The sequence below is a fragment of the Arthrobacter sp. H-02-3 genome (assembly GCF_003097355.1).
Taxonomy (GTDB): Bacteria; Actinomycetota; Actinomycetes; order Actinomycetales; family Micrococcaceae; genus Arthrobacter; species Arthrobacter humicola.
Window position 1 is genome coordinate 314,127 of record NZ_PYUI01000003.1, and the last position, 22,956, is coordinate 337,082.

A 22,956-nucleotide genomic window follows, 5' to 3' on the forward strand; every position below is an offset into this window, starting at 1 on the left:
CGCCATGACGATTCATCCCGAAATTGCCAAGATCCTCAGCACCCTGCCGGCGCCCGATGGTTCGCCGCTGAATCCGGAGGCCATGCGGGCCGGCGAGGCCGCGCAGGTTCCCGCACTCGAGGACCGCCGTCCGCTGTACTCCGTCGAGGACGCCACGGCAGTGGCGCCCTCGGGCGACGTGCCGGTGCGGATCTACACACCGGTGGAGGCTGACGCCTACGGACTGCTGGTGTACTTCCACGGCGGAGCGTTCTTCCTGGGCAGCCTGGACACCCACGACCACGTGGCGCGGGCACTCGCCAAGGAAACCGGCTACAAGGTCATCTCGGTCGGCTACCGGCTGGCCCCCGAAGCATCTTTCCCGGCCGGCCTCGACGACTGCTACGGTGTGGTCCGCTGGGCCGCCGCGCGGGGCCACAGCCTGGGCTGGGACGGGAAGAACCTCGCCATCGCGGGCGACAGCTCGGGCGGCAACTTCGTGGCCGCCGTCGCCGCGCAGGCCCACGACGACGGGTTCCCGGCGATCACGCACCAGGTGCTGTTCTATCCCTCCCTGGACCTGGACTTCGACGTCGACCGCTACGCGTCGCTGCGGGAGAATGCGAAGGGGTACGGACTGGAGACGGCGGGCCTGCTGCCGTTCAACTCGTTCTACCTCGAGAACGGGGCGGACCCGGCGGATCCCCTCGTCTCCCCCATCAAACGCGAGGACCTCGCCGGCCTGCCTGCTGCCCTCGTCATCACGGCAGAGCACGATCCCCTGCGGGACGAGGGCGAACTCTACGGGCGGCGCCTGAAAGAGGCCGGCGTCGGCGCAACAGTCAGCCGCTACGCGGGGGCCAACCACGGTTTCGTCCAGAACTTCTCCTGGATCCCGGAGTTCTACCGGGCATTCGAGGAGACAGGTGAATTCCTGAACGCGAGGGCCGGGCGATGACGAAGTCAGTCGCTGTTCATCCCATGGTCTCCCCATGGGGCCGGTTCGGTCTCTACAGCTTCTACATCGACGCCCCGGAGCCCGCCATCATCGACACGGGGATCGCGTCCTCGCCCGCCGAGGGCATGGTGCCGGCCTTGGAGGCGATCGGCCGCCGGATCGAGGACGTCCGCTGGATTCTGCTGACCCACGGACACATCGACCACATCGGCGGCGCGTACGCCCTGTGGGAGCTCACCGGCCGGCGCGCGCAGGTGGTGATTCACGAGGCCGACGCACCGTTGTTGCGCTCGCGCCGGGCCCACGTGGACGAATACCTGTCCGGACGGGGGCAGTATCTGAACGACCCCGACGGCGAGGCGAAACTTACCGAGGCCACGAACGCGGTCATCTCCGGCGAGATGGAGCCGACGATGGTGGTGCGCGGGGGTGAGACCATCTCCCTTGGCGGTGACGTCAGCGTCTCGGTCCACTCGATTCCGGGCCACACTCCTGGGTCGGTGGCCTATGTCATCGACGGACAAAACGACGTGTTCGTCGGCGACGCCGTTCAGGTCCACGGTGCAGCCAACGGATTCCCCGGATTCGCGGACCCGGAGGGCTACCGCTCAAGCCTCCAGTACCTCAGCGATAAAATCCGTCCGCGCCACCTCTACCTGGGGCACCCGTATCGCCGCGCGGATGGCACACCCTTCGGCGTGGAGCTCGACGCCGGGCAGGCCCGGGAGGCGCTTCAAGGGAGCCTGGAGATCGAAGCTCGCGTCAATAATGCGGCCTGCGGCTGCCTGGCTGCCGGACTGCAGGAAACGAACTCGCCATACTCACCCTTCGCCCGCGTAGCCGAGGACCTTGGTTTCGCCGGGGACCCCACCCTGGAGCCGTCCCCGTTCTTCACGACGCTCCACGGCTACCGCACGACGTCGGACCATTTGACCGAAGATGAGGAGACAAGCACTCATGGATGACTTCCAGTTGCTGAACGCCGGCGGGGGGAAGATTGCCGTTCGCAAAGACCTCCGGGTCCCGATGCGCGACGGCGTCGAGCTCGCCGCGGACGCATACCAGGGTACCGACGACAAGCCTCGTCCGGCGCTGGTGGCACTGAGCCCGTACGGCAAGGAACTGCAGGCGCTGGCCCTCACTACGCCGCCACAGCGGCGCCCCAGCCCGATGTGGGACGGCTGCATCGAGGCCGGCGACATTGCCCGCATCGTCAAGGAGGACTACGTCCACGTCATCGGTGACCTGCGCGGCTCCGGCCACTCCGGCGGTGAGCACATCGGCAACTACAACGCCGGCGGCGTCTCGCTCGGCCAGGACGCGTACGACTTCATCGAGTGGGTCGCGGAGCAGCCGTGGTGCGACGGCAACGTCGGCATGGTGGGCATCTCCTACTTCGGCTCCATGCAGGTGCTCGCCGCCGCCGAGCGCCCGCCGCACCTCAAGGCGATCTTCGTCTCCGGCGGCCACTACGACTTCTACGAGACCACCTACCACGGTGGCATCATGTGGTTCATGCCCCGCGCCGCCCGCGAGGGCCGCGGCGGAGATTCCGGCTGGGCGTTCACCGACAACGTCAAGTCCCGCATGATCGAGAAGCACTCCCCCGAGGAGCTGAAGAAGCTCGTCCAGAAGCGCCTGCAGGACCCGGACGTCGCCGCCTGGCCGAACCTGGTCCACGTCCTGAACTACCCGAAGAACCACGAAGCCTGGTTCGACATCGTCATGAACGAGCTGGACGGGGACTGGTATGAGGAGCGCAACCCGATCACGCTGGCCCCGAACATCGACATCCCGGTGTGGCTGCAGCTGGACCAGGGCCGCGGCTGGACCCTGGACGGCACCATCGAGCTTTTCAACGAGCTGAAGGGCCCGAAGAAGCTCGACATCGGTCCCTACCCGCCGATGCAGTCGCGCCCGTTCATCGAGGAACACGACAAGATGTTCCGGTGGTACGACTACTGGATCAAGGGCATCGACAACCGCGTCATGGACGAGCCCGCCGTGAGTGTCTTCGTGGAGGGCTCCCGCGAGGTGGTGACCGCGGACCAGTGGCCGCCGAAGGACATCGAATACACGTCCCTGTATTTGCGCCCGCGCCAAAGGCTGTCCAGGGAGCCGGAGCCGATGGGTACGGAGTACGCGGCCCCGGACGGTTTCTACCAGGCGCCGCTGACGGTGACGGACAAGGTGGAGATCCTGAGCTGGAGCACGGAGCCGTTCGAGGCGGACACGGAGCTGATCGGCACCGGCGCCGCGCACATCTTCGCGGAGATCGACCAGCCGGACACCAACTTCATCCTTCGCCTGTGGGACTACGCTCCCAACGGCAAACGCCAGCTGATCACCAGCGGTTACCTCAAGGCCTCGCACCGCGAGCTCGACGGTCGGACCACCGAGGGCAACCCGTACCACCCGCACACCCGCTCCGTTCCCGTGGAACCGGGAACGGTCGAGGAGTATGTGCTGCGCCTTTACCCGTTCGCGAACACGTTCAAACCCGGCCACAAGCTGACGGTGGAACTCTCGAACGGCGAGCCCCTGGCCGACGAGCACAATTCGCTGCTGCCGCCGGATGCCTTCCACCTGCCGGTGGGCCGGCCCGTGACCCATAAGATCTACCGCGACGCCGCCCACCAGTCCAGGCTGGTGCTGCCGTTCACCAGGGGCAAGGCGGCGGGGCACCGGGCGAACTGACCCTACCGGTCATCTGGTGCTTCCTGCTCACTCAGCCAGCAGGAAGCACCAGTTCTGGACCATCAGCTCCAGCGAAGTATCGCGGTCCACCGTCCAGCCGAGCCGCATCCAGCGCCGGGAAAAGAACTCTAGTTCCCCGAAGGCCAGCGCGCACCGCACCCGGCGGCTGATCGGGTCAAACCGCCCGGCCCGGTCAAGGCCCGCCTGCATGTCATCGATCGCCGAGTCGAACCACTGATCAAGAGCCGTTTGGATATCGGGTTCGCTGGCCGCCGCCTGATGCGCCGCCACCACGTAAGGGCGGATCTCCGCCCACTGGTCGAATTTGCGCGCAAGCCAGGTCCGGATCAGCTCACGGTCCCCGGATTCCACCACTGAATGCAGCGGCGGGACATCCGCCTCGGTCAGCATCTGATTGGAGCGCTCGACCAGCGACCGCATGAGCTGGCCCTTGGAAGGAAAATGCGAGTAAAAGGTGGCCCTGGTGGTGCCTACGGCAGCGGCGATGTCATCCACCGTGGTGGCGGCATACCCCTTCTCCTCAAAAAGCTCCAGCCCCTTCTCGAGCAAGAGCCGGCGGGTCATCTGCTTCTGAGCTTCTCGAATGCTTGCCACTCCCCCAGAGTAATGCAAGGTTCACCATGTAATTTGACTTGACACCATGTATAGTCAATGCCTATGTTGTTACCGACATCACATCCGGGTGCCATCGCGACGACGCGAAAAGAGGACAACGTGCCGTGCTTCAGGGGCCTTGATTCCGGCGGCACCGCCCCCGCCATCGTGACCCGGCGCCGCCTCCCCGACCACTGACCGCCGTCGGACGCCTCGTTCTTCACCCCGCTCCACCCGATTGCTCGTATCAGACAAAGGAGTTTTCCATGAGCACTGATCCCAGAACCGTTCCACCCCAGACCTACCCGCCGCAGCAGGCACCGCCTGCCGCGCAGTCCCCTGCCGAAGCTGCCACCGATGCCGCCCAGTTGGCGCTTCCGCGGCTGCGGGTGAAAGGCACGCTGGCAACGGCCGCCGTCGCCGTGATGGTCGCGCAAATCGCCAACGCGCTTCCCGGCTCGCTCAATGGCGAGTTCCAGACGACCTTCAACGCCGTTGGGTCCCAGTTGACCCTGATCGCGGCAGCGTTCATGATCCCCGTCGTCGTGTTCGAGCTGACCTTTGGCCTGTTGGGCGACAAGCTCGGCCACAAGAAGCTTGTCATGGGCGGCTCCCTGCTCATGGCGATCGGCTCACTGGTCTGCACCCTGGCTCCGACCGTTGAGGCGATGTGGATCGGTTCGGCCCTGAACGGCCTCGGCGCGGGAGCCATCTTCCCCGCCTCCCTCGCCCTCGTTGCCGCCGTCACTCACGATGCGCGGGCGCGGGCCAGGGGAATTGCCATGTGGGCGGGATTCCTGTCCGTCGGTGCGGCGCTGTCACCGCTGCTCGGCGGCACCTTGGCCAGCCTCGGCTCCTGGCGGGGCGCCTACGGCACGGTTGCCGTCCTTAGCGTACTGACCGTGATCCTGGCGCTGCTGGTCGCGGCAGAACACAAGGCGGCCCAGGGCCGCAAGCCGGACTGGTGGGGCCAGATCACCTTTGCCCTCGGCCTGATCCTTGTCCTCTTCGGCCTCGTCAAGGGCCCCGAAGACGGCTGGGGCGCCCCTCACGTGATCTTCTCGTTCGTCGCCGGCATCGCTCTGTTGCTCGCGTTCGTCCTCATTGAGACGCGCGTCGAATCGCCGCTGCTGGATCTGCGGCTGTTCCGCAACCGCGGCTTCACCATTTCCTCGATCGTCGCCGTCGTCGGGATGTTCGCGTTCCTCGGAAGCCTCTTCTCGCTGAGCATGTGGCTCGGCCCGGTCCAGCACCAGAACCCCATGAACATCGGCCTGCTGTTCATCCTGCTGCAGGGCCCGACGTTCGTGCTGGTTCCGCTGATCTCCCGCCTGCTCACCCGCGTCGCGGGCCGCTGGATGCTCACCGCGGGCTTCCTCCTGATGGCCGCCGGCGCGCTGATGGCCTCCGGCCTGGACGTCACGAACATGTCCATGACCCCGTTCATCACCCCGGCCCTGCTGCTCGGCGTCGGCTTCGCCCTGACCCTGAGCCCGATGACCGCGATCGCCCTGAACACTGTCCCCCTGCACCTGGCCGGCATGGCCAGCGCCACCACCAACCTGCTCCGCGACCTCGGCTTCGCCCTCGGCCCGGTGCTGGCCGGCGCCGTGGCCCTGAGCACCGCCGGAGCCAGCCTGGGCGCCTCGCTGCAGACCGCCACGCTCCCCGCCGACCAGGCCGGTCCGGCCAACGCGATCTTCCAGGCCGGCGGCCCAATCGCACTCAACAGCCTGCCGCCGGGAGCACCCGGCTCCGCAGCTCACGAGCTCGCCCTGCAGTCCCTGGGCAACGGCTTCTCCGATGCCTTCATCGTCTGCGCCATCGCGGCGGCCGCCGCGGCCTTGCTCACCCTCATCGGCCTGCACGGCGTCCGCGACACCCACCCCGCCGCCGAGGCCTTCGTGGATCCCCTGGTGGAATCCACCCAGTCCTGAACGGTTTGAGCCTTTGCAGTCCCCCGGGCCCGCCTGCCATCGAAGCCCTCGATGACTGGCGGGCCTGCGGCGCGGGCCGACCCCTCACCGGCCGACCGGTCGGGTGGCCGCGCTGACGTCGCCCGTCGGGACGGGCCCCGTAGTTGTGCTAGATTTCGGCGCATGATCTCGCACCCGCCAAGCCACGATACCGACGGAACCACAGCCGCCGCCATCGGGCTGTTGGCGTCGAAAGGCTATGACGCAACGTCCGTTGACGAACTTGCGGACGCCGCGGGCATGAGCCGCAGCACCTTCTTCCGGAAGTTCGGATCAAAGGAGGACGTTGTTTTCGCGGACCACGAGCGAATCCTGGGGCAGGTGACCGAACGACTGGCGGAATCGATGCAGGAACCGCTCGCAGCGATCGAGGACGCGGCGCTGCTGGTCTTCAACCACCACGTACGGAACCCGGAAACGTCACGAGCCCGGTATGAGCTGATGCAGACCGTGCCGGCCCTCCGGGACCGGGAGCTGGTCACCTCCCACCGATACGAGAGGGCGTTCCTGCTGCACCTGCTGGATAAGATCCCTGACGGCGAGCACCGTGAATACAAAGCTGTTGCCTTCGCCGCAGCCGCGGTCGCCGTGCACAACGCCTTCCTCCGGCGATGGCTCCGCACAACAGCAACTGCCCCGGAAACTGCAGCGGCAGACCGGGAGAGATCAACTGCGCTTGCGAACGAACTCCGGGCTCTCTCCGGGATCTTCCGGCCGGCGTTGTACGGCCCGCCAGCGCCGGCTCCGGCATCCCATGCGTCCCCTGCCGTTGTAGTCACCGTGCTGACGGCGGGCGCAGACAAGGACGCGATCGTGCAGGCGGTCCGCGACGCCCTGTCCTGACGCACTGTCCCGACGTTGACACGCACGGGCTGACACTGAGTTCCTTGACGTGGAACTGCGTTTCAATGCATCCTTAGTCGACGTGGTGTGAGCCACGGCACGTGGGCGCCCAGGCCCCGACGCGAGACAGAGGACGAACAGATGACGACGACGTCACCCGCTACCGGGTTCACCGCCGCAGAGCCGGCGGGCCAATTTCCCGTCGGCACCATAGAACCGGACTATGTCCTGACCGAGGCACTGGGCACCGACCCAGCGGCCCTATTCGCCGATATCAGCGGCGCCGATCGCGGCTACTGGGAACGCGCCCGCCACTTCGTCCAGAACGAGGTCCTTCCCGCCATTGACGGCTACTGGGAGCGTGCTGAATACCCGATGCACCTGGTCAGCCGCCTCGGCGAACTGGACCTGCTGCGCGACGGAGTTCAGGTGGACGGTTTCGCGCCGATGAGCAGGACTGCGGCCGGGCTGGTGACCATGGAAATCAGCCGCGGCGACGGCTCTGTCGCCACAATGATCGCCGTACAGGGCGGCCTGGCCCTGCGGTCCATCGCGGAGTGCGGGTCGGCCGAGCAGAAGAAACGATGGCTTCCGGGGATCGCCGACGGCAAGGAATTCGCCGCGTTCGCGCTGACGGAACCCACCCACGGCTCGGACGCGGTGGCCCTGGAATCCACGGCCACCAGGACGGCGGGCGGGTTCCTTCTCAACGGCGAGAAGAAATGGATCGGCAACGGCTCCGTCGGCGGAGTGAGCGTCGTTTGGGCCCGCGGCCAAGACGGCCAGGTTCACGGCTATCTGGTCCCGCAGGACTCCCCCGGATACACCGCCACAACAATCGAAGGCAAGCTCGCCTTGCGGGCCATCTGGCAGGCCCACATCCGGCTGGAAAACGTCTTTGTCCCGCACGAGAACGTGCTGCCGGGGGCACGGTCCTTCAAAGACACGGCACGGGTCCTGCTGGCCACACGGCTGGGCGTCGCGTGGTCCGCCGTCGGGCATGCCACCGCATGCTACGAAACCGCGGTCCAATACGCCAAGCAGCGTCAGCAGTTCGGCCGGCCACTGGCCGCCTCCCAGATCGTGCAGGAACGGCTCGCCCGGATGCTCAGTGAACTGGCCACGATGCAGCTGATGGTGGTTCAGATGAGCCGCCTCGACGAAGAAGGGGCACTCACGCCCGAACAGGCATCACTCGCCAAATACACGTGCACGCGCACCGCCCGGTCCATAGCCTCCAATGCCCGGGATCTCCTCGGCGGCAACGGCATCCTGCTGGCAAACCGCGTCGCCCGGCACCTCGCCGACATCGAGGCCATCCACACCTACGAAGGCACCGAAACGATGCAGGCCCTCATCATCGCGCGCGGGATCACCGGCATCTCCGCCTTCGCCTGACCCACCGGCCTTGAGCCGCCTGCCTTAGCCACTTGCCTGGCCCACACTGTGCCTGTCACCCCGAAAGGACTTTTCTTGAACCAAAACGCCTACATCCCTGTCATCCTCGGCGGCTCCCGGACCCCCTTCGGCCGCTTCCGCGGCGGCCTCACGGCTTTCTCCTCAAGCGAGCTGGGCGCCCACGCCATCCGCGCCGCGCTGGACCGCACCGGCGTCGCCCCCGAGCAGATCGACGCGGTCATCGTCGGCCAGGTGATCCAGGCCGGAGCAGGCCAAGGCCCCGCACGCCAGGCCAGCCTGGCCGCAGGGATCGGCTGGGAAGTGCCCACCGTGACGGTGAACAAGCTGTGCCTCTCCGGGCTGACAGCCGTGATCGACGCGGCTCGAATGATCCGCGCCGGTGAGGCAGACTTCATCGTTGCTGCCGGTCAGGAATCCATGACGAACGCACCCCACCTGGTGCCCGGGCTCCGGGCCGGCGTCGTCATCGGGGACGCTCCGATGCTCGACTCGCTGAACCGCGACGGGCTGCAGGATCCGGTGAGCGGATTGCTGATGGGCGAGGCCACCGACGCGGGAAACGCCGAGCGCGGCATCACCCGGGCCGAGCAGGACGCTGTCGCAGCCCGGTCCCATCAGCGGGCCGAAGCGGCGCGCGCCGCCGGCCTGTACGCCGACGAGATCGCCCCGATCGACGTCCCCCAGCGCAAAGGGCCAGCACTGACGCTCCGGCACGATGAGGGAATCCGCCCCGAGACCACCGCCGAATCCCTGGCGCAACTCCGTCCGGCCTTTTCGAAAGCCGCAACGGCAACCATCACCGCAGGATCCTCGTCGCCGCTCTCCGACGGCGCCGCGGCCCTGGTGATCGCGAGCAAGGCGGCAGCCGAAGCTGCAGGGCTCGAGTGGATCGCCGAAATCGGTGCCCACGGCCAGACAGCGGGACCGGACGGATCCCTGCACTCCCAGCCCGCCCGCGCAATAGAACGCGCCCTCAAGAGCGAGGGCCTGACGGCACAGGAACTTGATCTGGTCGAGATCAACGAGGCCTTCGCGTCCGTGCTCCTCCAATCCGCCAAGGACCTCGGCATCGAGCCGGACGCTATCAACGCCGAGGGAGGCGCCATCGCTCTCGGGCACCCGGTGGGGGCCTCGGGCGCGCGCCTTGTCCTACATCAGGCGCTAGCCCTGAAGCGCCGCGGCGGGGGCATCGGCGTCGTCGCCCTCTGCGGCGGCGGCGGCCAGGGCGACGCCCTGATCCTCAAGGCATGACCATCACAACGAAGAAGCAGGCCATGAAAACCACCAACCACGACGACGGCTTTGGAACCATCTCCGTCGCAGCCATCCTGGCCGAATCCGCACGCAGGACGCCGGACAGCATCGCCCTGATCGTCGGCGAGGACGAGACCAGCTACGCCAGCCTCTGGCGTGAGACCCGCGCCTACGCCGGGGCGCTGCGCGCCCGGGGCATCGGCCCCGGAGACGCCGTCGCCGTCTTGATCCCCAACGTCCCGGACTTCGCCCGGGTGTATTACGCAATCCTGGCCCTGGGCGCCGTCGTCGTTCCGGTGCACGCGCTGCTCAAAGCACGCGAAATCGAATACGTGCTCCAGGACAGCGGCGCTAGGATGTTGATCTGCGCCGCATCCCTGCTGAAGGAAGGCGCTGCGGGCGCCGCCACCACCGGCACCGACCTCCTGACCGTGATGGCGCCCGACGACGACGGCCTGCCGCGGCTCGAGGACGAGGCCGCCGCGTCCCGGCCAATCGACAGCTACGTCCCGTGCCGGCCCTCCGACACCGCCACGATCCTCTACACCTCCGGCACCACCGGCAAGCCAAAGGGCGCCCTCGGCACGCATTTCGCCCTGGTGGAACAGACCAGCGTCCTGCTGACCAGCGTCATGGACTTCAGGCCCGGCGACGTCCTCTTCGGCGGACTGCCGCTGTTCCACACGTTCGGCCAGACCGTCGTTCTCAACACGGGACTGCGCGCGGGCGCCACTGTGGTCATGATGCCCCGCTTCAGCGGCGCTGGCGCCCTGAACTTGATGGCACGGCACAAGGTGAACATTTTCGTCGGTGTGCCGACCATGTATGTGGCGCTCCTTGAAGCGGCCAAGACGGTCGACGTCCGTCCGGCCGCCCTGCGCTACGGCATCTCCGGCGGTGCATCCCTCCCGCTGGCAGTCATGGACAAGTTCCGCGACGTCTTCGGCGTGGAGATCCACGAAGGCTACGGACTGACCGAGACGTCCCCCGTCGCCGCATTCAACCACGTCGGCACAGCGCCCCGGCCCGGCACGATCGGCGTCCCGGTTTGGGGCGTCGACATCGAAATTGCCCGCGCCGAAACGGTCGAAAGCATCGAACTGCTGCCCTGCGGCAAACTTGGCGAGCTCGTCATCCGCGGACACCTCCTGATGAAGGGCTACCTCAACCGGCCGGAGGCCACCGCCGAGGCGATCGTCGACGGCTGGTTCCGCACCGGGGACCTTGGCACGAAGGACGACGACGGCTACCTGAGAATCGTTGACCGCAAGAAGGACATGATCATCCGCAACGGCTACAACGTGTACCCCCGCGAGGTAGAGGAAATCCTCCTCACCCACCCGGAAGTCGTCAGCGCCGCCGTCTACGGCATTCCGCACGACGTCCACGGCCAGGAAATTGCCGCCGCGATCGTGCTCGACGCCGGAGCCACGGCCACCGAGGCAGAGCTGATGGAATTCGCGAGCGCCCAACTCGCCGCGTACAAGTATCCCCGCGTCGTCAGGCTGCTCGAGGAGCTCCCCCTCGGGCCCAGCGGAAAAATCCTCAAGCGCAACCTGGCGGCCGAGTCCGTCGGCACCTAGAAGACTCGACCGGAGCGGTCACGTCGCAGCGCGTGATCGTTGCACAAGATCTTTGCGCGGGATGTCTGTACCGTGCCATGGCCGCATCCGGGCCGAGCCGGCAGCACTAAGTCATCCAAGCCGGCGATTGAAGGGCCAACGGCTGAGCTTCCAGGCTCAGCGGGCCACCACGTTCTCGATCGAGACCGTTTCAATGATTCTGGTCGATGGCTCGCCGACCAGCGCCGGTGCCGTCACACCTGTTTTCCACGTGTCGTTCTGCAGCCGGGCCAGGAATTCGACGGCGGCCTCCTGCGTGTCGAAATCCATCTGCAGCATCACGTAGTCCTGCTGGCCGAGCGGACGCGATATCCGGTACGACCGCACCCCGGACGCGAAGCGGTCCAGCGGATCACTGTCAAAAGCCCTCCTCCACATGTCGAAGTCCCGGACCTGGTGTTCGATCTGCAGAGTAATCACGCGGGCTCTCCTGTCGACGGCGCTACACGCCCAACTGTAGGCCCGGAAGGCCCCGCCAGGTAAGGCTTCCGGTGGAAGTGATTTGAGGATGGGTGCTACGCCGGCTGCGGTCCTGCGGTCGGCCTGCGGGTCGGGGCATTGGCCGCATCGGCGTCGTGATGCTGCCGACGGCTCGCCAGCAGGAAGGGCACAGCGATCAACTCAATCGCGCCTCCGATCGCGAGCGAGGCCGGGTAGCCGTACACGTCAGCTGCCCGGCCGAGCAGGGGCTGCACCACCACGCCACCGCTGGAGCCCATGAGCGAGTCGAAGCTAAGCACTGTTGCGCGTTGTTTCGAGGCGATCATGTCGTTGAGGTACGCCTGCCGCACCGGAATGCCGGCCGAGGAAATCAGGGCCCACAGCGCCAGGAGCACCAAAGCGGCCCAGAACACGCGGGTGAACCCCAGCGCGGCCAGGATCATGGCGTCCAGGATTCCGCTCAGAATCAACACCGTCGTGCGCTTGCCCACCAGGCGCCGGACTCTGGGCGCCATCCAGCCGCCGAGGACCTGCGCTCCGGCCACCATGGCCGCCGCCAGGCCCGCCACCGAATACGCATGAGGATCCCCGAACAGCTCCAGCAGGTACGGTTGCAGGGCGTAAAACACGTAGATCCCGACGCCGGCGGTGAAGGGCGCAGCCAGCATCACGTACCGTACGGGCGGATTCTTCAAGCCGTTCTCGATTGATGCGGACAGCACGGCCCGGGTCGCACGGACCGGATGGGTGGAGCGCTCGGGAGTGAATCCGACGTCGCGCATGAGCCCAAAGGCGACGACGAACATGGCCAACAGCACGCCGACGCGAAGCAGAAACGGTACTCCCAGATTAGTGGCCTGGGCGATCACACCGCCGGCCACCGAGCCGACGAGCATCGCGACGCCGGAGACCATCTGCCCCCGCCCGAGCACCGCCTCCATCCCGCCTTCATACCCGGAGTAGCGCAAGGCGTCGACGAGCCAGGCCTCGACCGCACCGGAGAAGAAGGTGAAGCCCAGGCCGAGCAGGACCGACACGACTGCCCACGACCAGAACGGGGCGGACAACTGCCACAGCAGGTAGTAAAGGTACGTGGATCCGGCCAGGGTCACGGTGCCCAGCAGAAACGACACGCGGCGCCCCCAGCCGTCGGCAACCACCCCGGTGGGCACCTCGAACAGCACCATGCCGGCCGTGAAATAGGCGTTCGCGGCAAACGCCTCGAAATTGCTGAGCCCGGCATCCAACAGGAAGAGGGTGTTGATCCCCCAAATGAACGAGGCCGCAAGGGTATTGCCCAGCGTCAACGTGAGAAAGATGCGCTGGATCTTTCGGGCGGCGGCGGTCATCCCGTCGCCGCCCCCGCCAGGGCGAACGGGAAGCACGAGGCCATTCTCGTCCCCCGCGCCGGTGCGCGCCAGATGGCCCGTCACGCCACATGCACCTGGCGGCGCAACCGGCGCCGGACAGCCTCATCCCGGAGAACCGCACCGCCGGCCGGCTGTGTTCTCCTTATGCTGGCGGGTTATGCCGGCGGGTCATGCCGGTACGGCGGGGGTGACGTTGTCGAGGACGACGGCCAGGCCCAGGCCGACGCCGATGCAGGCCAGGGACTGCGCGGCGAACGCCTCGTTCAGTTCCACGGCGCCGACCTGGTCCCAGCCGATCCCGGCCTTCGCGAGGGCCTTGTTCGCGGCTTCGACCGGGGCGTAGCCGAAGTACTGCGGATCGTTCGCGTGCGCGCCGCGCCCGGCGATGCGGGCCAGCGGATCCGTCCCCAGCCACCCGGCGGCCCTCTCGGATCCGAGCCACGCCGTGGAGGCGCCATCCGAGAGCGGGGACGCCGATTCTTCCTAAGCGGCTCCCCCATGGACAAGGGTTTGGGAAAGCGGCTCGTCACCACCCTGCTTCCCGCTTTCGCGGCCCGACCGGGAAGTCACCCCGAGTAGCCTCAGCGACCCCGCGTCGCGCGTCTGGCACTCCGGCGCGCCCGACTTCCCGTCGCCGACCGGCTCAGCCGCGCATGGAGGATCAAAAGGCGGGGCACGGCGAAGTAGACGGCAATGGGAACCACCACAAGCGTGAGCGTAAAAGCGCGCAGAACCGGAGGCCAGTCCGGCGCCACGCCGGCCAACACGCTCATCCCCAGCGCGGCCAGCGGAAAGATGGCCACCCAGGTGATGACCGCCCTTACATGGACGGATGCCACGCCGACGGGTCGGTGATGATGCGCGTCCGCTTCGTCAGCCGCGAGTGCTTTGCCCTCGTGTTCCACTCAGTCTCCAAACGTCGGGTTGGAATTGATGCTACGGAGCGGCACTACGCAAAAGCAAACGAACGGTTGGAGTTAGGATTTTCCCATGGCCTGGGACACTGACGCGACGCAGAAGAAAATCCTCAATGCCGCAATCTCCGAGTTTTCAGATCGGGGGTTCTCCGGTGCGCGCATCCATCAGATTTCGCGGAACTCGGGGTGCAACCGCGAGCGGATCTACTTCTACTTTGGCGGCAAGGCCCAGCTCTTTGAAGCGGCACTCACCCGTCAGCTTGCCACCGCACTGGACGATCTTCCGATCGTCGGCTCCGGGCCCGGGGCTGTTGCCGATTTCGCGGGACGGTACTTTGATTTTTCCAGGAGCCACCCCGGCCTCGCCCGGCTCACCTTCTGGGAGGGCCTTGAGCAGGGGCATCCCGTAGGGGCCGAGGCCCGCACCCTCCGCTCAACCAACAAGGTGTCCGAGCTCCGACATGCCCTTCCGGCATTGAGCGAGGCGGCGGCGGAAGACCTGCTCCTGACAATCGTCACGCTATGCCACGCCTGGGTCTCGAGCCCCAACGTCGCCCTCGTGATCACCGGAACGCCGGACGAGGAACGCAGGCGCGCCTCCGTTGTGCGAACCAGCGAACTGCTCGCTCACGACGCCCTTGGCGCGGCACCTAGGCGCACATAGCCGCAACGCGCCCGCCCTTCGGCGGCCGGCGGCGCTTCATGCCGACATTCTGCGGCATGGCAGTCCATCGGAACAGATTCTCATTCCAAAATTACTTGACGCTTCAACTTTCGTGGCGTACATTTTGTTGTAGCTTCAATGAGCACTCCTCCAAGAGAACAGAACCTGATGAAGACCCTCCTGGCCCGCATATTCGGAAAGAAGACTCCCATGACGAACCTCACCATCATCGGCAACGGCAACATGGCCCGTGGCATCGCAACCCGTGCCTTCGCTGGGGGCCTGACCGTCGAAATCCTGGGACAGGATGCCACCAAGGCCAAGGAACTGGCCGCCGAGCTTGGCACCGGGGTGACCTTCGGGACCACCGCCGAGGCCCCGCAGGGCGGCATCGTGGTCCTGGCTGTCCCGTTCGACGCCGCCAAGTCCGTGGTCAGCGCCTATGGCGAGGCCCTGGCCGGCAAGACCATCGTGGACATCACCAACCCGGTGAACTTCCAGACCTTCGATTCCCTGGTCGTTGAACCCGGCACCTCCGCCGCCGAAGAAATCGCACAACTTGCCCCCGCCGGCGCCCACGTCGTCAAGGCGTTCAACACCACCTTCGCCGGCACCCTCGTCGCCGGCGAATCCGGCGGACAGCCGCTGGACGTCTTCATCGCCGGCGACAATGCGGACTCCAACGCAGCGGTCAGCAGCTTCGTCAGCGCCGGCGGCATGCGCCCCCTGGTCGTCGGTCCCCTCAAGCGCTCCCGCGAACTCGAAGGCTTCCAGTTCGTCCTCATGACCATGCAGGCCAACCCGGACTTCGCCGACTTCAACTGGGACACCGGACTTCAAGTCACCAAGTAACCGGACAGCGATAGACGTCAAAAACCAAAAGCAAGAGGACGACGGCGGGCAGCTTCCCGCCGTCGTCCTCTTGCGTATGACGTGATGACGGCTGCGCCCGGCACTGAGCGGGCTCGGTGATCGTTCGATGAACATTGGGCGTCCGCCCGCTTCAGGCCCTCGGGCGCGACATAAGCTGATGCGGAAGCCTTCGCCCCGCGAGGTGACCGGAGGGCGAAGCACCAACAGTGGAGAGCTGTGATGTCGTTCGAACATGCGGGGCGTAGACCGAAAGCGGAGATAGCCCACGCTCTCGTCGCCGGAGGCTCCGCCAATGAGACCGTCCCCGGGATCTATGAGTCGGCACGCCGCACCGCCGCGGACCGTATGGAACGCATCCTGGGACGGGCCAGCAAGCGACTACTGAAGCGCTCCGTGCCGACCAGCCTCGCCGCCGTCACGAGCGGCACCGACTGGACCACGTGGCATTTCGTCGCCCTGTCCCTCGGCTGGCCCCTTGAAAACGAAGACGACGGCACTGCCTTCCTCAGCGTCGACGGCCGCATCTGCTTCTACCGCCGGTCGACAACCTTCGGCGGCGACGAATTCCTCACCTCGGACACCGTCCTGAGCACGTTCGAAGGCGGCAGCGCCACCAAGAAACTGGTCAACCCCAAAGCTCTGGTCCCGGAGTCCGGCCGCGTGATCTCCCTGCCTGCCCGCAAACCGGGCAAAGAGCCGGCCTGGATAACCGCTCCGCAGCGCCTCGTCGAGTTCACCGGCAACCGTGCCGTAGCGCGCTGGCCCCGGACCGCGCTCGACAACCTGGTGAATGTCGACTTTGACCGCAAAGGCAAGGTCTGGATCACCTACCCCCGCTGGGACAGCCACCAGAGCATCTCCCTAAAGGAATGGATCACTTTGAGTACGGCCAAACTCATTAGCCTTGAGTGACCCTGACCGTCATCCCTGGCACCGCGAACGAGCAGGGCGATTCCGGCCGAAGCCCCACCGGGCGCGCAACGTCAACCGGTCAGTACTCGCCCTTGATCACGAAGAACGAGCCGCGGATAACGCCTGCCAGCTTCGACTTCTGGCGAGCGAACTTGAAGCGTGTCGCCAGTTCCTCCGGAATCTCCATGCCTTCGGCAAGCTTGAATCCGACCGCTCGCTTCCCGCCGTCCTCGATGCTGTACATGACGTTGATGGACAGCCCCGACTCGTAGAACACGTAAGCCATCCGCAAACCGTCCACTTCGAAGGCGGCCGCTTCGAGCGGGCGTGAGCCGATGACGATGTCGCGCTCCTCCTTGAGGATGCGGCTCACCCGTTCGACCACCTCCGGAAGCTCGCTCGCAGGGCTAACAGTGAAGACGTGATCGTACTTGTTCCGGTAGTAGCGGCCCTCGTTGCCGCGCAACCCGGCGAGCGCCTCGGCAACGGGAGACGATTCCAGGCCGACAGTGGAAACGTTCTCAAAGTCAACGATGTACGGCATTCAGCCTCCTGGTCAGATGTGTTGGGACCAACCATAACGTGACGACGTCCTGCGCGGGCGTCCGAAACGTCGATCCCTTGCGGCGCCCGGCCGCATTTGTACACTGAGCAGGGATTCACCTATTCGGTTGGCAGGGGATGGGAATGAAAATGGCCACTTTTCGGGAACTCCACCACACGACGGCGCCGCTCCTGCTGCCCAATGCGTGGGACGTCGGATCAGCCCTGGCATTTGCGACAGCGGGATTCCCCGCCGTCGGCACCACCAGTTTTGGCATTGCGGCAAGTGCCGGCCTGCCGGACGGAGGCCGGTCCAGCAAAGCGGTAACCACCGCACTGGTGGCGCAGCTGTGCCGCCTGCCTGTACACGTCACGGCGGACATCGAGGACGGCTACTCCGATGACCCCGCCGAGGTTGCGGAACTTGTGGCCCAACTGGCTACCCTTGGCGTGGCCGGGGTCAACCTGGAGGACAGCACTGCCGGGCATCTGGTCGATCCAGCAGCCTTTGCCAACAAGGTTGCCGCCGTCAAGCGGCGCAGTCCGGCTGTGTTCGTCAACGCGCGGGTGGACAACATATGGTTCGGCGAACAGGCCACTGTGGATGCCGTCCTGCTCCGGGCGGGTGTCTACGCCGACGCCGGGGCGGACGGGATCTTTGTCCCCGGACTTGCGGTGCCGGAGGACATCCAGATCGTCACCGCCGGCATCGGGCTGCCGGTCAACGTGCTGGCCCATCCCTCGCTGACTGTTGCCGAGCTGGGTGATCTGGGGGTTCGGCGGGTGAGTTCCGGCTCCCTCCCGTACCGCGCGGCAGTTGACGCGGCGGTGAACGTAGTCAGCGCCCTGCGCGACGGCAAGCAGGCGCCTGCCGCCACTCCGTACTGGGAGATGCAATCGCGTCTCGTGTCCTTCAGCCAGCGCCTCACGGGCTGACCGCCGTCACCGGGCACCGGCCACCCACCTCGCCGCAGCCCGAACCCGCACCGGAGGTCATCACGGACCGGCGTAGAACGTCCGACGGCCAGGGTAGGCACATTTTGCACACGCCCGTAGTGCCACCGCGGCCAGGGTCGAGCTTCGGCACAGGCGCCGTCCAACTACCGCGCTCGATGTTGGGGCAATCCGGCTTCTCGCACTGCTGGTTATCGCGTATATCGGAATGTATCGTTGAGTATCGTTCGGGATTCATTAAGGAGAGCAGCATGCGTAATTCATACTCGGCTGGCGGCTTTGGCGGTCCCAACATCGACGGCATGTGGCAGGCCGTAGAAGAGCTGCGTTCAAGATTTGAGAAGCGCGCGGGCACCCGCGCGGGGCGAGGCGAGGTGCGGTCCGCGGTGCTGGCCCTGCTCGCGGAGCGGCCGATGCACGGCTATCAGATCATCCGCGAAATTGAGGAGCGGAGCAATGGCAGCTGGAAGCCGAGCGCCGGCTCCGTCTACCCCACGCTGCAACTGCTGGCCGATGAGGGGTTGATCCGTGCCGAAGAGTCCAACGGTCGCAAGATTTACTCGTTGACGGAAGCAGGCCGGGAGGATGTAGCCCATGCCGATGCGTCAGCACCATGGGAGTCAACGGGCCCGGCATCCGGCACCGGATTCGCGGCACTGCCGAAGGCCGGCGTCGAGCTCGCCCAGGCCGCGTCCCAGGTGGGTCGCACCGGCTCGCCGGAGCAGGTGCAGCAGGCCGTGGCGGTGCTGCACGAGGCACGTCGTCGCCTGTATTCGATCCTCGCCCAGGACTGACGGGGGTGACGTCGGTTCGTCGGGAACGAGCAGATCCGGTCCCCGGCGCCGGAGACACCCGTGCCCGTTACCGTCGCATCCTGCGCTTCGCAGCGTGGCATCTCGCCCTGACCTGGTGGTTTGAGCTGTTCCTCCCCCGCATCGGGCTAGGCAGAGTTGCCGAACGCACCCGGGCAAAGCGGATGCGGAGTTTCGCGCAGCACTTCCACGTGCTCGCGGTAAATCTGGGCGGCCTGATGATCAAGGTCGGTCAGTTCCTGTCGTCCAGGCTCGACGTACTTCCGCCCGAGATCACCAAGGAGCTTGAGGGACTGCAGGACGAGGTGCCCCCTGTTCCGTTCCCCGCAATCCGTGCACTTGCCGAGGCCGAGCTGGGTGTGGCCCTGAACCAGGTTTTCGCCTCGGTCGAGGAGACCCCAATCGCCGCCGCATCGCTCGGGCAGGCGCACCTGGCACGGCTCCTTCCCGCCAATGCCGCCGACGCGGGGCTCGACAGGGTGGTGTTGAAGGTGCAGCGCCCGGGCATCGACGCGATTGTCGACGTCGACCTGGCCGCACTGCGCAAAGTGGGCGGCTGGCTCAGCCACGTGCGACTGGTGTCCGATCGGGCGGACATGGCCGCCCTGGTCGAGGAGTTTGCGCAAACCAGTCTTGAGGAGATCGACTACCTGCATGAGGCAGCGAATGCAGAGCGCTTCGCGGCTGATTTCGCCGACGACGACCGGGTGGATGTACCCGACGTGGCATGGGAGTGGAGCACCCGCCGCGTGCTCATCCTCGAAGATGTCACGGCGATCAAGATCACGGACTCGGAGGCGCTTCTGGCGGCGGGCATCGATCCGGCGCAGGTTGCCCCGGTCTTCGCGTCGGTCATGTTCGACCAGATGTTCACCAACGGCTTCTTCCATGCAGATCCGCACCCCGGAAACATCTTTGTCACTCCGGTTACCGGTTCATCCGCAGGGCGCCCATGGAAGCTGACGTTCATCGACTTCGGCATGATGGGCGAGGTTCCACCCAGCACTCGCAGCGGCCTGCGGAAACTTCTGATCGCGGCCGCCTCGCGTGACGGCAAGGGCCTGGTGAGCGCGATCAGCGACGTGGGTGTGCTGGTGCCATCGGCCGACAAAGCCGAGCTTGAGCGGGCGATGACGCACCTGTTCGCCCGGTTTGGTGGGATGGGCTTCGCCGAACTTCGCGAGGTGGACCAGCGGGAGTTCCTTGATTTTGCGGTGGAGTTCGGCGACCTGGTTCGCTCGCTGCCGTTCCAGTTGCCGGAGAATTTCCTGCTCATCATCCGGGCGATGTCACTGACCTCGGGTGTGTGCAGCTCGCTGGACGCCCGGTTCAATCTGTGGGACGCGGTCGAACCCTATGCGGCGCAGTTGCTGCGCGACGAGCGTGGCAATATCGTGCAGGACGTGGCTCAGCAGGCGCTCGAGGCCGCCGGGGTCGCGCTGCGTCTGCCGAAACGCCTGGATGGGCTTGTCAGCCGCATTGAGGACGGTGCACTATCCGTGGCTAATCCGCGTCTTGAACGGCAGATGGCACGGCTGGACCGCACGGCGCAGCGAGCGGCATCGGCGCTGGTATTCGGCGCCCTGCTTATCGCAGGTTCCGTGGTCCGGGCGGACGACACGGTGCTCGGCAGCGTGCTAATGATCGTGTCAGTGGTTCCGCTGCTGCACGGGCTGTGGCTAGGGCGCCGCGGCCTCTGAGTGAAGTGGCGAGCCGGGACCGGGCAATTCGTCGTCAGCCACCGGCGGTTCCCGGTCCTCATCAATCCCTGTAGGTGCCATGACGCAGCTCGGAGCAGGTGGGAGGATGGGCGCATGGAACTGCACATCACTGGCGACCCCGCCGCCGACCAGCTGCTCAGCAATGACCCGTTCGCACTCCTCATCGGCATGCTGCTTGACCAGCAGGTGACCATGGAGTCTGCGTTTGCCGGACCCGAAAAGATCCGGACGCGCATCGGGTCCATGGCCCCGGCCGCAATCGCCGAATATGACCCCGCAGGCTTCGTTGAGATCTTCAAGGAGCGTCCGTCCATCCACCGCTTCCCTAGCTCCATGGCCAGCCGCGTTCAGGACCTCGCCGCGACCGTGCAGCACGATTGGAATGGGGACGCAACTGCCATCTGGAACCAGGACAGCCCTGATGGCCAGGAAGTGCTTCGCAGGTTGAAGGGATTGCCCGGCTTCGGAGAGCAAAAGGCAAAGATCTTCCTCGCACTACTCGGCAAGCAGTGCGGACTCCAGGCACAAGGCTGGCGTGAGGCTGCGGACCCCTATGGCCAGGAGAGCGCATATCTTTCTGTCGCAGACATCGTGGACCCCGAGTCGCTGATAAGAGTGCGCGCCAGCAAGCAGGCTGCCAAGGCCGCTATTAAAGCCGGGAAGGCATCCGAGCGCTGATCAGCCTCCGCCTCCGCTGACCCGAAGGTCGCGCCGCCCGCACGCGATCGGCCGGGACGTCAGGCGTGCTAGTAGACTCAGACCGGCTCTCCAGTTCCCCCCAGCTTGGAGAGCCGGGAGCCTCCGCGCTTGAGTCCTGGATTCGCGCGGAGGCTTCCTCATACGTCCGGCAACACCGCGCCGCAGCCAAGAGGGACTTCGTCGATCAGGCCGTGCCGCATGAAGGTGGAAGCCAAAGTAACGCCGCTGAGGACCTCTCCCCGCCGGTCAGGCCCGGGGTGTCACCGTTGCCTTGGGTTAATGACCGGGTCCGATGATGATCTTGTTTCGTTCGGATTCGTGCGCGCCGCCCTTCTTCGCCAGCGTGGAGCACGCCTCTTCGATGTCGCGGGCGAGCGTGTCGACGTGCTCGCGGCTCAACGTTTCCTTGACCAGGGCGCGCATGATCGTCACGTCTTGGGCGTTCGGCGGCAGTGTGTAGGCCGGCACCATCCAGCCGCGCTCGGCCGAGAGTTGCCAGGCAATGTCGAACTCGTCGTACCCGGGGTCGGAGGCGAGCCGGAACGCCACCAGGGGAAGTTGCTCCTCGGCGGCGCCGATGATCTCGAAGCGGCCCATGGCGTCCAGCTTCTCAGCTAGGACGCGGGCGTTAGTCTGCATGTTCTGCATGATGTACGTGTAACCGGCGCGGCCATAGCGCACGAAGTTGTAGTACTGGGCGAGAACCATCGACGAGCCGGTGGAGAAGTTCAAGGTGAAGGTCGAGTCGGTCTTGCCGAGGTAGTTCTCCTCGAAGACGAGATCCTTGGCGAGGTCCGCTTTCTCCCGGAAGATCAGCCAGCCGATGCCGGGATAGACCAGGCCGAACTTGTGCCCGGAGACATTGATCGAGCGGACCTGCTCGAGCCGGAAGTCCCACTCCGAGTCGGGGTAGAGGAAGGGCCAGACGAACCCCCCGCTGGCCGCGTCCACGTGCAACGGCACATCAAGGCCGCGCTCATTCTTGATCTGCACCAGCAGGTCGTTGATGCCGACGATGTCGTCTTTGTGACCGGTGAACGTCGTCCCCAGCACGGCTGCGACGCCGATGGTGTTCTCATCGACATGGGCCTGCACATCGTCGGGGCCGATCGTGTATTTCCCCGGCTGCAGTGGCACGATCCGCGGCTCAACGTCGAAGTAGCGGCAGAACTTCTCCCACACGACGTGCACGTCGCCGCCGAACACCAGGTTCGGGCTCGACGTCGACGCGCCGGCGGCCTCGCGGCGCTTGCGCCAGTTCCACTTCAGGGACAGACCGCCGAGCATGATCGCCTCGGACGATCCCTGGGTTCGGGCTCCCGTCGTCTCGCCGGGTGCGTGGAAGAGGTCTGCGAGCATCCGGATACAGCGTTGCTCGATCTCGGCCGTGCGGGGGTACTCGGCGTGGTCGATGAAATTGCGGTGCAGGTTCGCTGCAATGATCTCCTGGGCCTGTGGCTCCATCCATGTCGTCACGAAGGTCGCCAGATTCCGGGCGGGATCACCCTCCAGCGCCAAGTCCTCCGACACCAACCGCAAAGCGTCCTGAGCAGGAATGCCGGTCTCCGGGAACTCCCGGCTCGGAACCTCCTGGGTGATAAATCGGTTGCCGAACAGCGCCACGTCGGCATCCGCCGGCTGGGAATTTACTGACATCACTTCTCCTTCAGAAACTGTTGAAAGGGGG

21 protein-coding genes and 1 pseudogene are annotated in these 22,956 nt (G+C 66.0%); 16 read left to right on the forward strand and 6 right to left on the reverse strand.

Features of this window, described 5'->3' with window-relative positions; genetic code table 11:
- Window positions 1–4: 4 nt before the first annotated feature.
- From C9424_RS05425 to C9424_RS05435, 3 genes are read left to right on the forward strand one after another with little or no spacing between them, the layout of a single operon-like run.
- Window positions 5–937: an alpha/beta hydrolase gene (locus C9424_RS05425; protein ID WP_116765874.1), complete on the forward strand. Its 933-nt coding sequence runs from the start codon at window positions 5–7 to the stop codon at window positions 935–937.
- Entirely contained in the window at window positions 934–1,902 is a 969-nt protein-coding gene (locus tag C9424_RS05430; RefSeq protein WP_116765875.1) for an MBL fold metallo-hydrolase, read from the forward strand. The genes C9424_RS05425 and C9424_RS05430 overlap by 4 nt, the downstream gene beginning before the upstream one ends.
- Window positions 1,895–3,634 carry a CocE/NonD family hydrolase gene (locus C9424_RS05435; protein ID WP_116765876.1) on the forward strand — a complete coding sequence of 580 codons (1,740 nt, stop codon included), beginning with the start codon at window positions 1,895–1,897 and terminating at the stop codon, window positions 3,632–3,634. Before C9424_RS05430 ends, C9424_RS05435 begins: the two co-directional genes overlap by 8 nt.
- Window positions 3,635–3,661: 27 nt before the next feature.
- On the opposite strand, the gene C9424_RS05440 is transcribed toward C9424_RS05435, so the two are convergent.
- Window positions 3,662–4,249, reverse strand: a complete 588-nt coding sequence (locus tag C9424_RS05440; protein WP_116765877.1) for a TetR/AcrR family transcriptional regulator — start codon at window positions 4,247–4,249, stop codon at window positions 3,662–3,664.
- Between the two features lie 266 nt (window positions 4,250–4,515).
- Here C9424_RS05440 and C9424_RS05445 point away from each other — a divergent pair, with 266 nt between their 5' ends.
- The 5 genes from C9424_RS05445 to C9424_RS05465 all read left to right on the forward strand — a co-directional run bounded on the left by C9424_RS05445 (window position 4,516) and on the right by C9424_RS05465 (window position 11,324).
- Window positions 4,516–6,186, forward strand: a complete 1,671-nt coding sequence (locus C9424_RS05445) for an MFS transporter (RefSeq protein ID WP_116765878.1) — start codon at window positions 4,516–4,518, stop codon at window positions 6,184–6,186.
- 162 nt (window positions 6,187–6,348) lie between these two features.
- Window positions 6,349–7,068, forward strand: coding sequence for a TetR/AcrR family transcriptional regulator (locus C9424_RS05450; RefSeq protein WP_116765879.1), 720 nt, complete (start codon window positions 6,349–6,351; stop codon window positions 7,066–7,068).
- A 141-nt stretch (window positions 7,069–7,209) separates the two neighbouring features.
- Window positions 7,210–8,466 (forward strand): acyl-CoA dehydrogenase family protein, encoded by a 1,257-nt coding sequence (locus C9424_RS05455; RefSeq protein WP_116765880.1) that lies wholly within the window; start codon window positions 7,210–7,212, stop codon window positions 8,464–8,466.
- A gap of 75 nt (window positions 8,467–8,541) precedes the next feature.
- Window positions 8,542–9,738: an acetyl-CoA C-acetyltransferase gene (locus C9424_RS05460; RefSeq protein ID WP_116765881.1), complete on the forward strand. Its 1,197-nt coding sequence runs from the start codon at window positions 8,542–8,544 to the stop codon at window positions 9,736–9,738.
- Complete coding sequence (locus C9424_RS05465) at window positions 9,735–11,324, forward strand: long-chain-fatty-acid--CoA ligase (protein ID WP_237563305.1); 1,590 nt, start codon at window positions 9,735–9,737, stop codon at window positions 11,322–11,324. The genes C9424_RS05460 and C9424_RS05465 overlap by 4 nt, the downstream gene beginning before the upstream one ends.
- Before the next feature lie 156 nt (window positions 11,325–11,480).
- Here C9424_RS05465 and C9424_RS05470 read toward each other — a convergent pair whose 3' ends face one another.
- From C9424_RS05470 to C9424_RS05480, 3 genes and pseudogenes are all read right to left on the reverse strand, one after another.
- Window positions 11,481–11,783, reverse strand: a complete 303-nt coding sequence (locus C9424_RS05470; protein WP_116765882.1) for a hypothetical protein — start codon at window positions 11,781–11,783, stop codon at window positions 11,481–11,483.
- A gap of 95 nt (window positions 11,784–11,878) precedes the next feature.
- The gene (locus C9424_RS05475; protein ID WP_202615781.1) at window positions 11,879–13,153 is read right to left on the reverse strand and encodes an MFS transporter; all 1,275 of its coding nucleotides are present in this window, start codon (window positions 13,151–13,153) and stop codon (window positions 11,879–11,881) included.
- Window positions 13,154–13,402: 249 nt separating this feature from the next.
- A pseudogene (locus tag C9424_RS05480) lies at window positions 13,403–13,651 on the reverse strand (3-oxoadipyl-CoA thiolase); the annotation flags it as partial.
- A 216-nt stretch (window positions 13,652–13,867) separates the two neighbouring features.
- On the opposite strand from C9424_RS05480, the gene C9424_RS21395 reads away from it, so the two are divergent.
- From C9424_RS21395 to C9424_RS05500, 4 genes are all read left to right on the forward strand, one after another.
- Window positions 13,868–14,029: a hypothetical protein gene (locus C9424_RS21395; RefSeq protein WP_161958196.1), complete on the forward strand. Its 162-nt coding sequence runs from the start codon at window positions 13,868–13,870 to the stop codon at window positions 14,027–14,029.
- Window positions 14,030–14,164: 135 nt separating this feature from the next.
- Complete coding sequence (locus C9424_RS05490) at window positions 14,165–14,755, forward strand: TetR/AcrR family transcriptional regulator (RefSeq protein WP_116765883.1); 591 nt, start codon at window positions 14,165–14,167, stop codon at window positions 14,753–14,755.
- A 210-nt stretch (window positions 14,756–14,965) separates the two neighbouring features.
- The gene (locus tag C9424_RS05495) at window positions 14,966–15,607 is read left to right on the forward strand and encodes an NADPH-dependent F420 reductase (RefSeq protein WP_116765925.1); all 642 of its coding nucleotides are present in this window, start codon (window positions 14,966–14,968) and stop codon (window positions 15,605–15,607) included.
- A gap of 240 nt (window positions 15,608–15,847) precedes the next feature.
- A complete protein-coding gene (locus C9424_RS05500; protein WP_116765884.1) occupies window positions 15,848–16,540 on the forward strand; it encodes a hypothetical protein in 693 nt (230 codons plus the stop codon).
- A gap of 79 nt (window positions 16,541–16,619) precedes the next feature.
- Here C9424_RS05500 and C9424_RS05505 read toward each other — a convergent pair whose 3' ends face one another.
- Window positions 16,620–17,084, reverse strand: coding sequence for a phage tail protein (locus C9424_RS05505; protein WP_116765885.1), 465 nt, complete (start codon window positions 17,082–17,084; stop codon window positions 16,620–16,622).
- 149 nt (window positions 17,085–17,233) lie between these two features.
- Between C9424_RS05505 and C9424_RS05510 the strand changes: the two genes are divergently transcribed.
- From C9424_RS05510 to C9424_RS05525, 4 genes are all read left to right on the forward strand, one after another.
- Entirely contained in the window at window positions 17,234–18,019 is a 786-nt protein-coding gene (locus C9424_RS05510; RefSeq protein WP_116765886.1) for an isocitrate lyase/PEP mutase family protein, read from the forward strand.
- A 269-nt stretch (window positions 18,020–18,288) separates the two neighbouring features.
- The gene (locus tag C9424_RS05515) at window positions 18,289–18,831 is read left to right on the forward strand and encodes a PadR family transcriptional regulator (protein ID WP_116765887.1); all 543 of its coding nucleotides are present in this window, start codon (window positions 18,289–18,291) and stop codon (window positions 18,829–18,831) included.
- Between the two features lie 5 nt (window positions 18,832–18,836).
- Complete coding sequence (locus C9424_RS05520) at window positions 18,837–20,549, forward strand: ABC1 kinase family protein (protein WP_116765888.1); 1,713 nt, start codon at window positions 18,837–18,839, stop codon at window positions 20,547–20,549.
- Window positions 20,550–20,663: 114 nt separating this feature from the next.
- The gene (locus C9424_RS05525; RefSeq protein WP_116765889.1) at window positions 20,664–21,248 is read left to right on the forward strand and encodes an HhH-GPD-type base excision DNA repair protein; all 585 of its coding nucleotides are present in this window, start codon (window positions 20,664–20,666) and stop codon (window positions 21,246–21,248) included.
- A 297-nt stretch (window positions 21,249–21,545) separates the two neighbouring features.
- Here C9424_RS05525 and C9424_RS05530 read toward each other — a convergent pair whose 3' ends face one another.
- Window positions 21,546–22,925 (reverse strand): glutamate decarboxylase, encoded by a 1,380-nt coding sequence (locus C9424_RS05530; RefSeq protein WP_116765890.1) that lies wholly within the window; start codon window positions 22,923–22,925, stop codon window positions 21,546–21,548.
- Window positions 22,926–22,956: the final 31 nt, after the last annotated feature.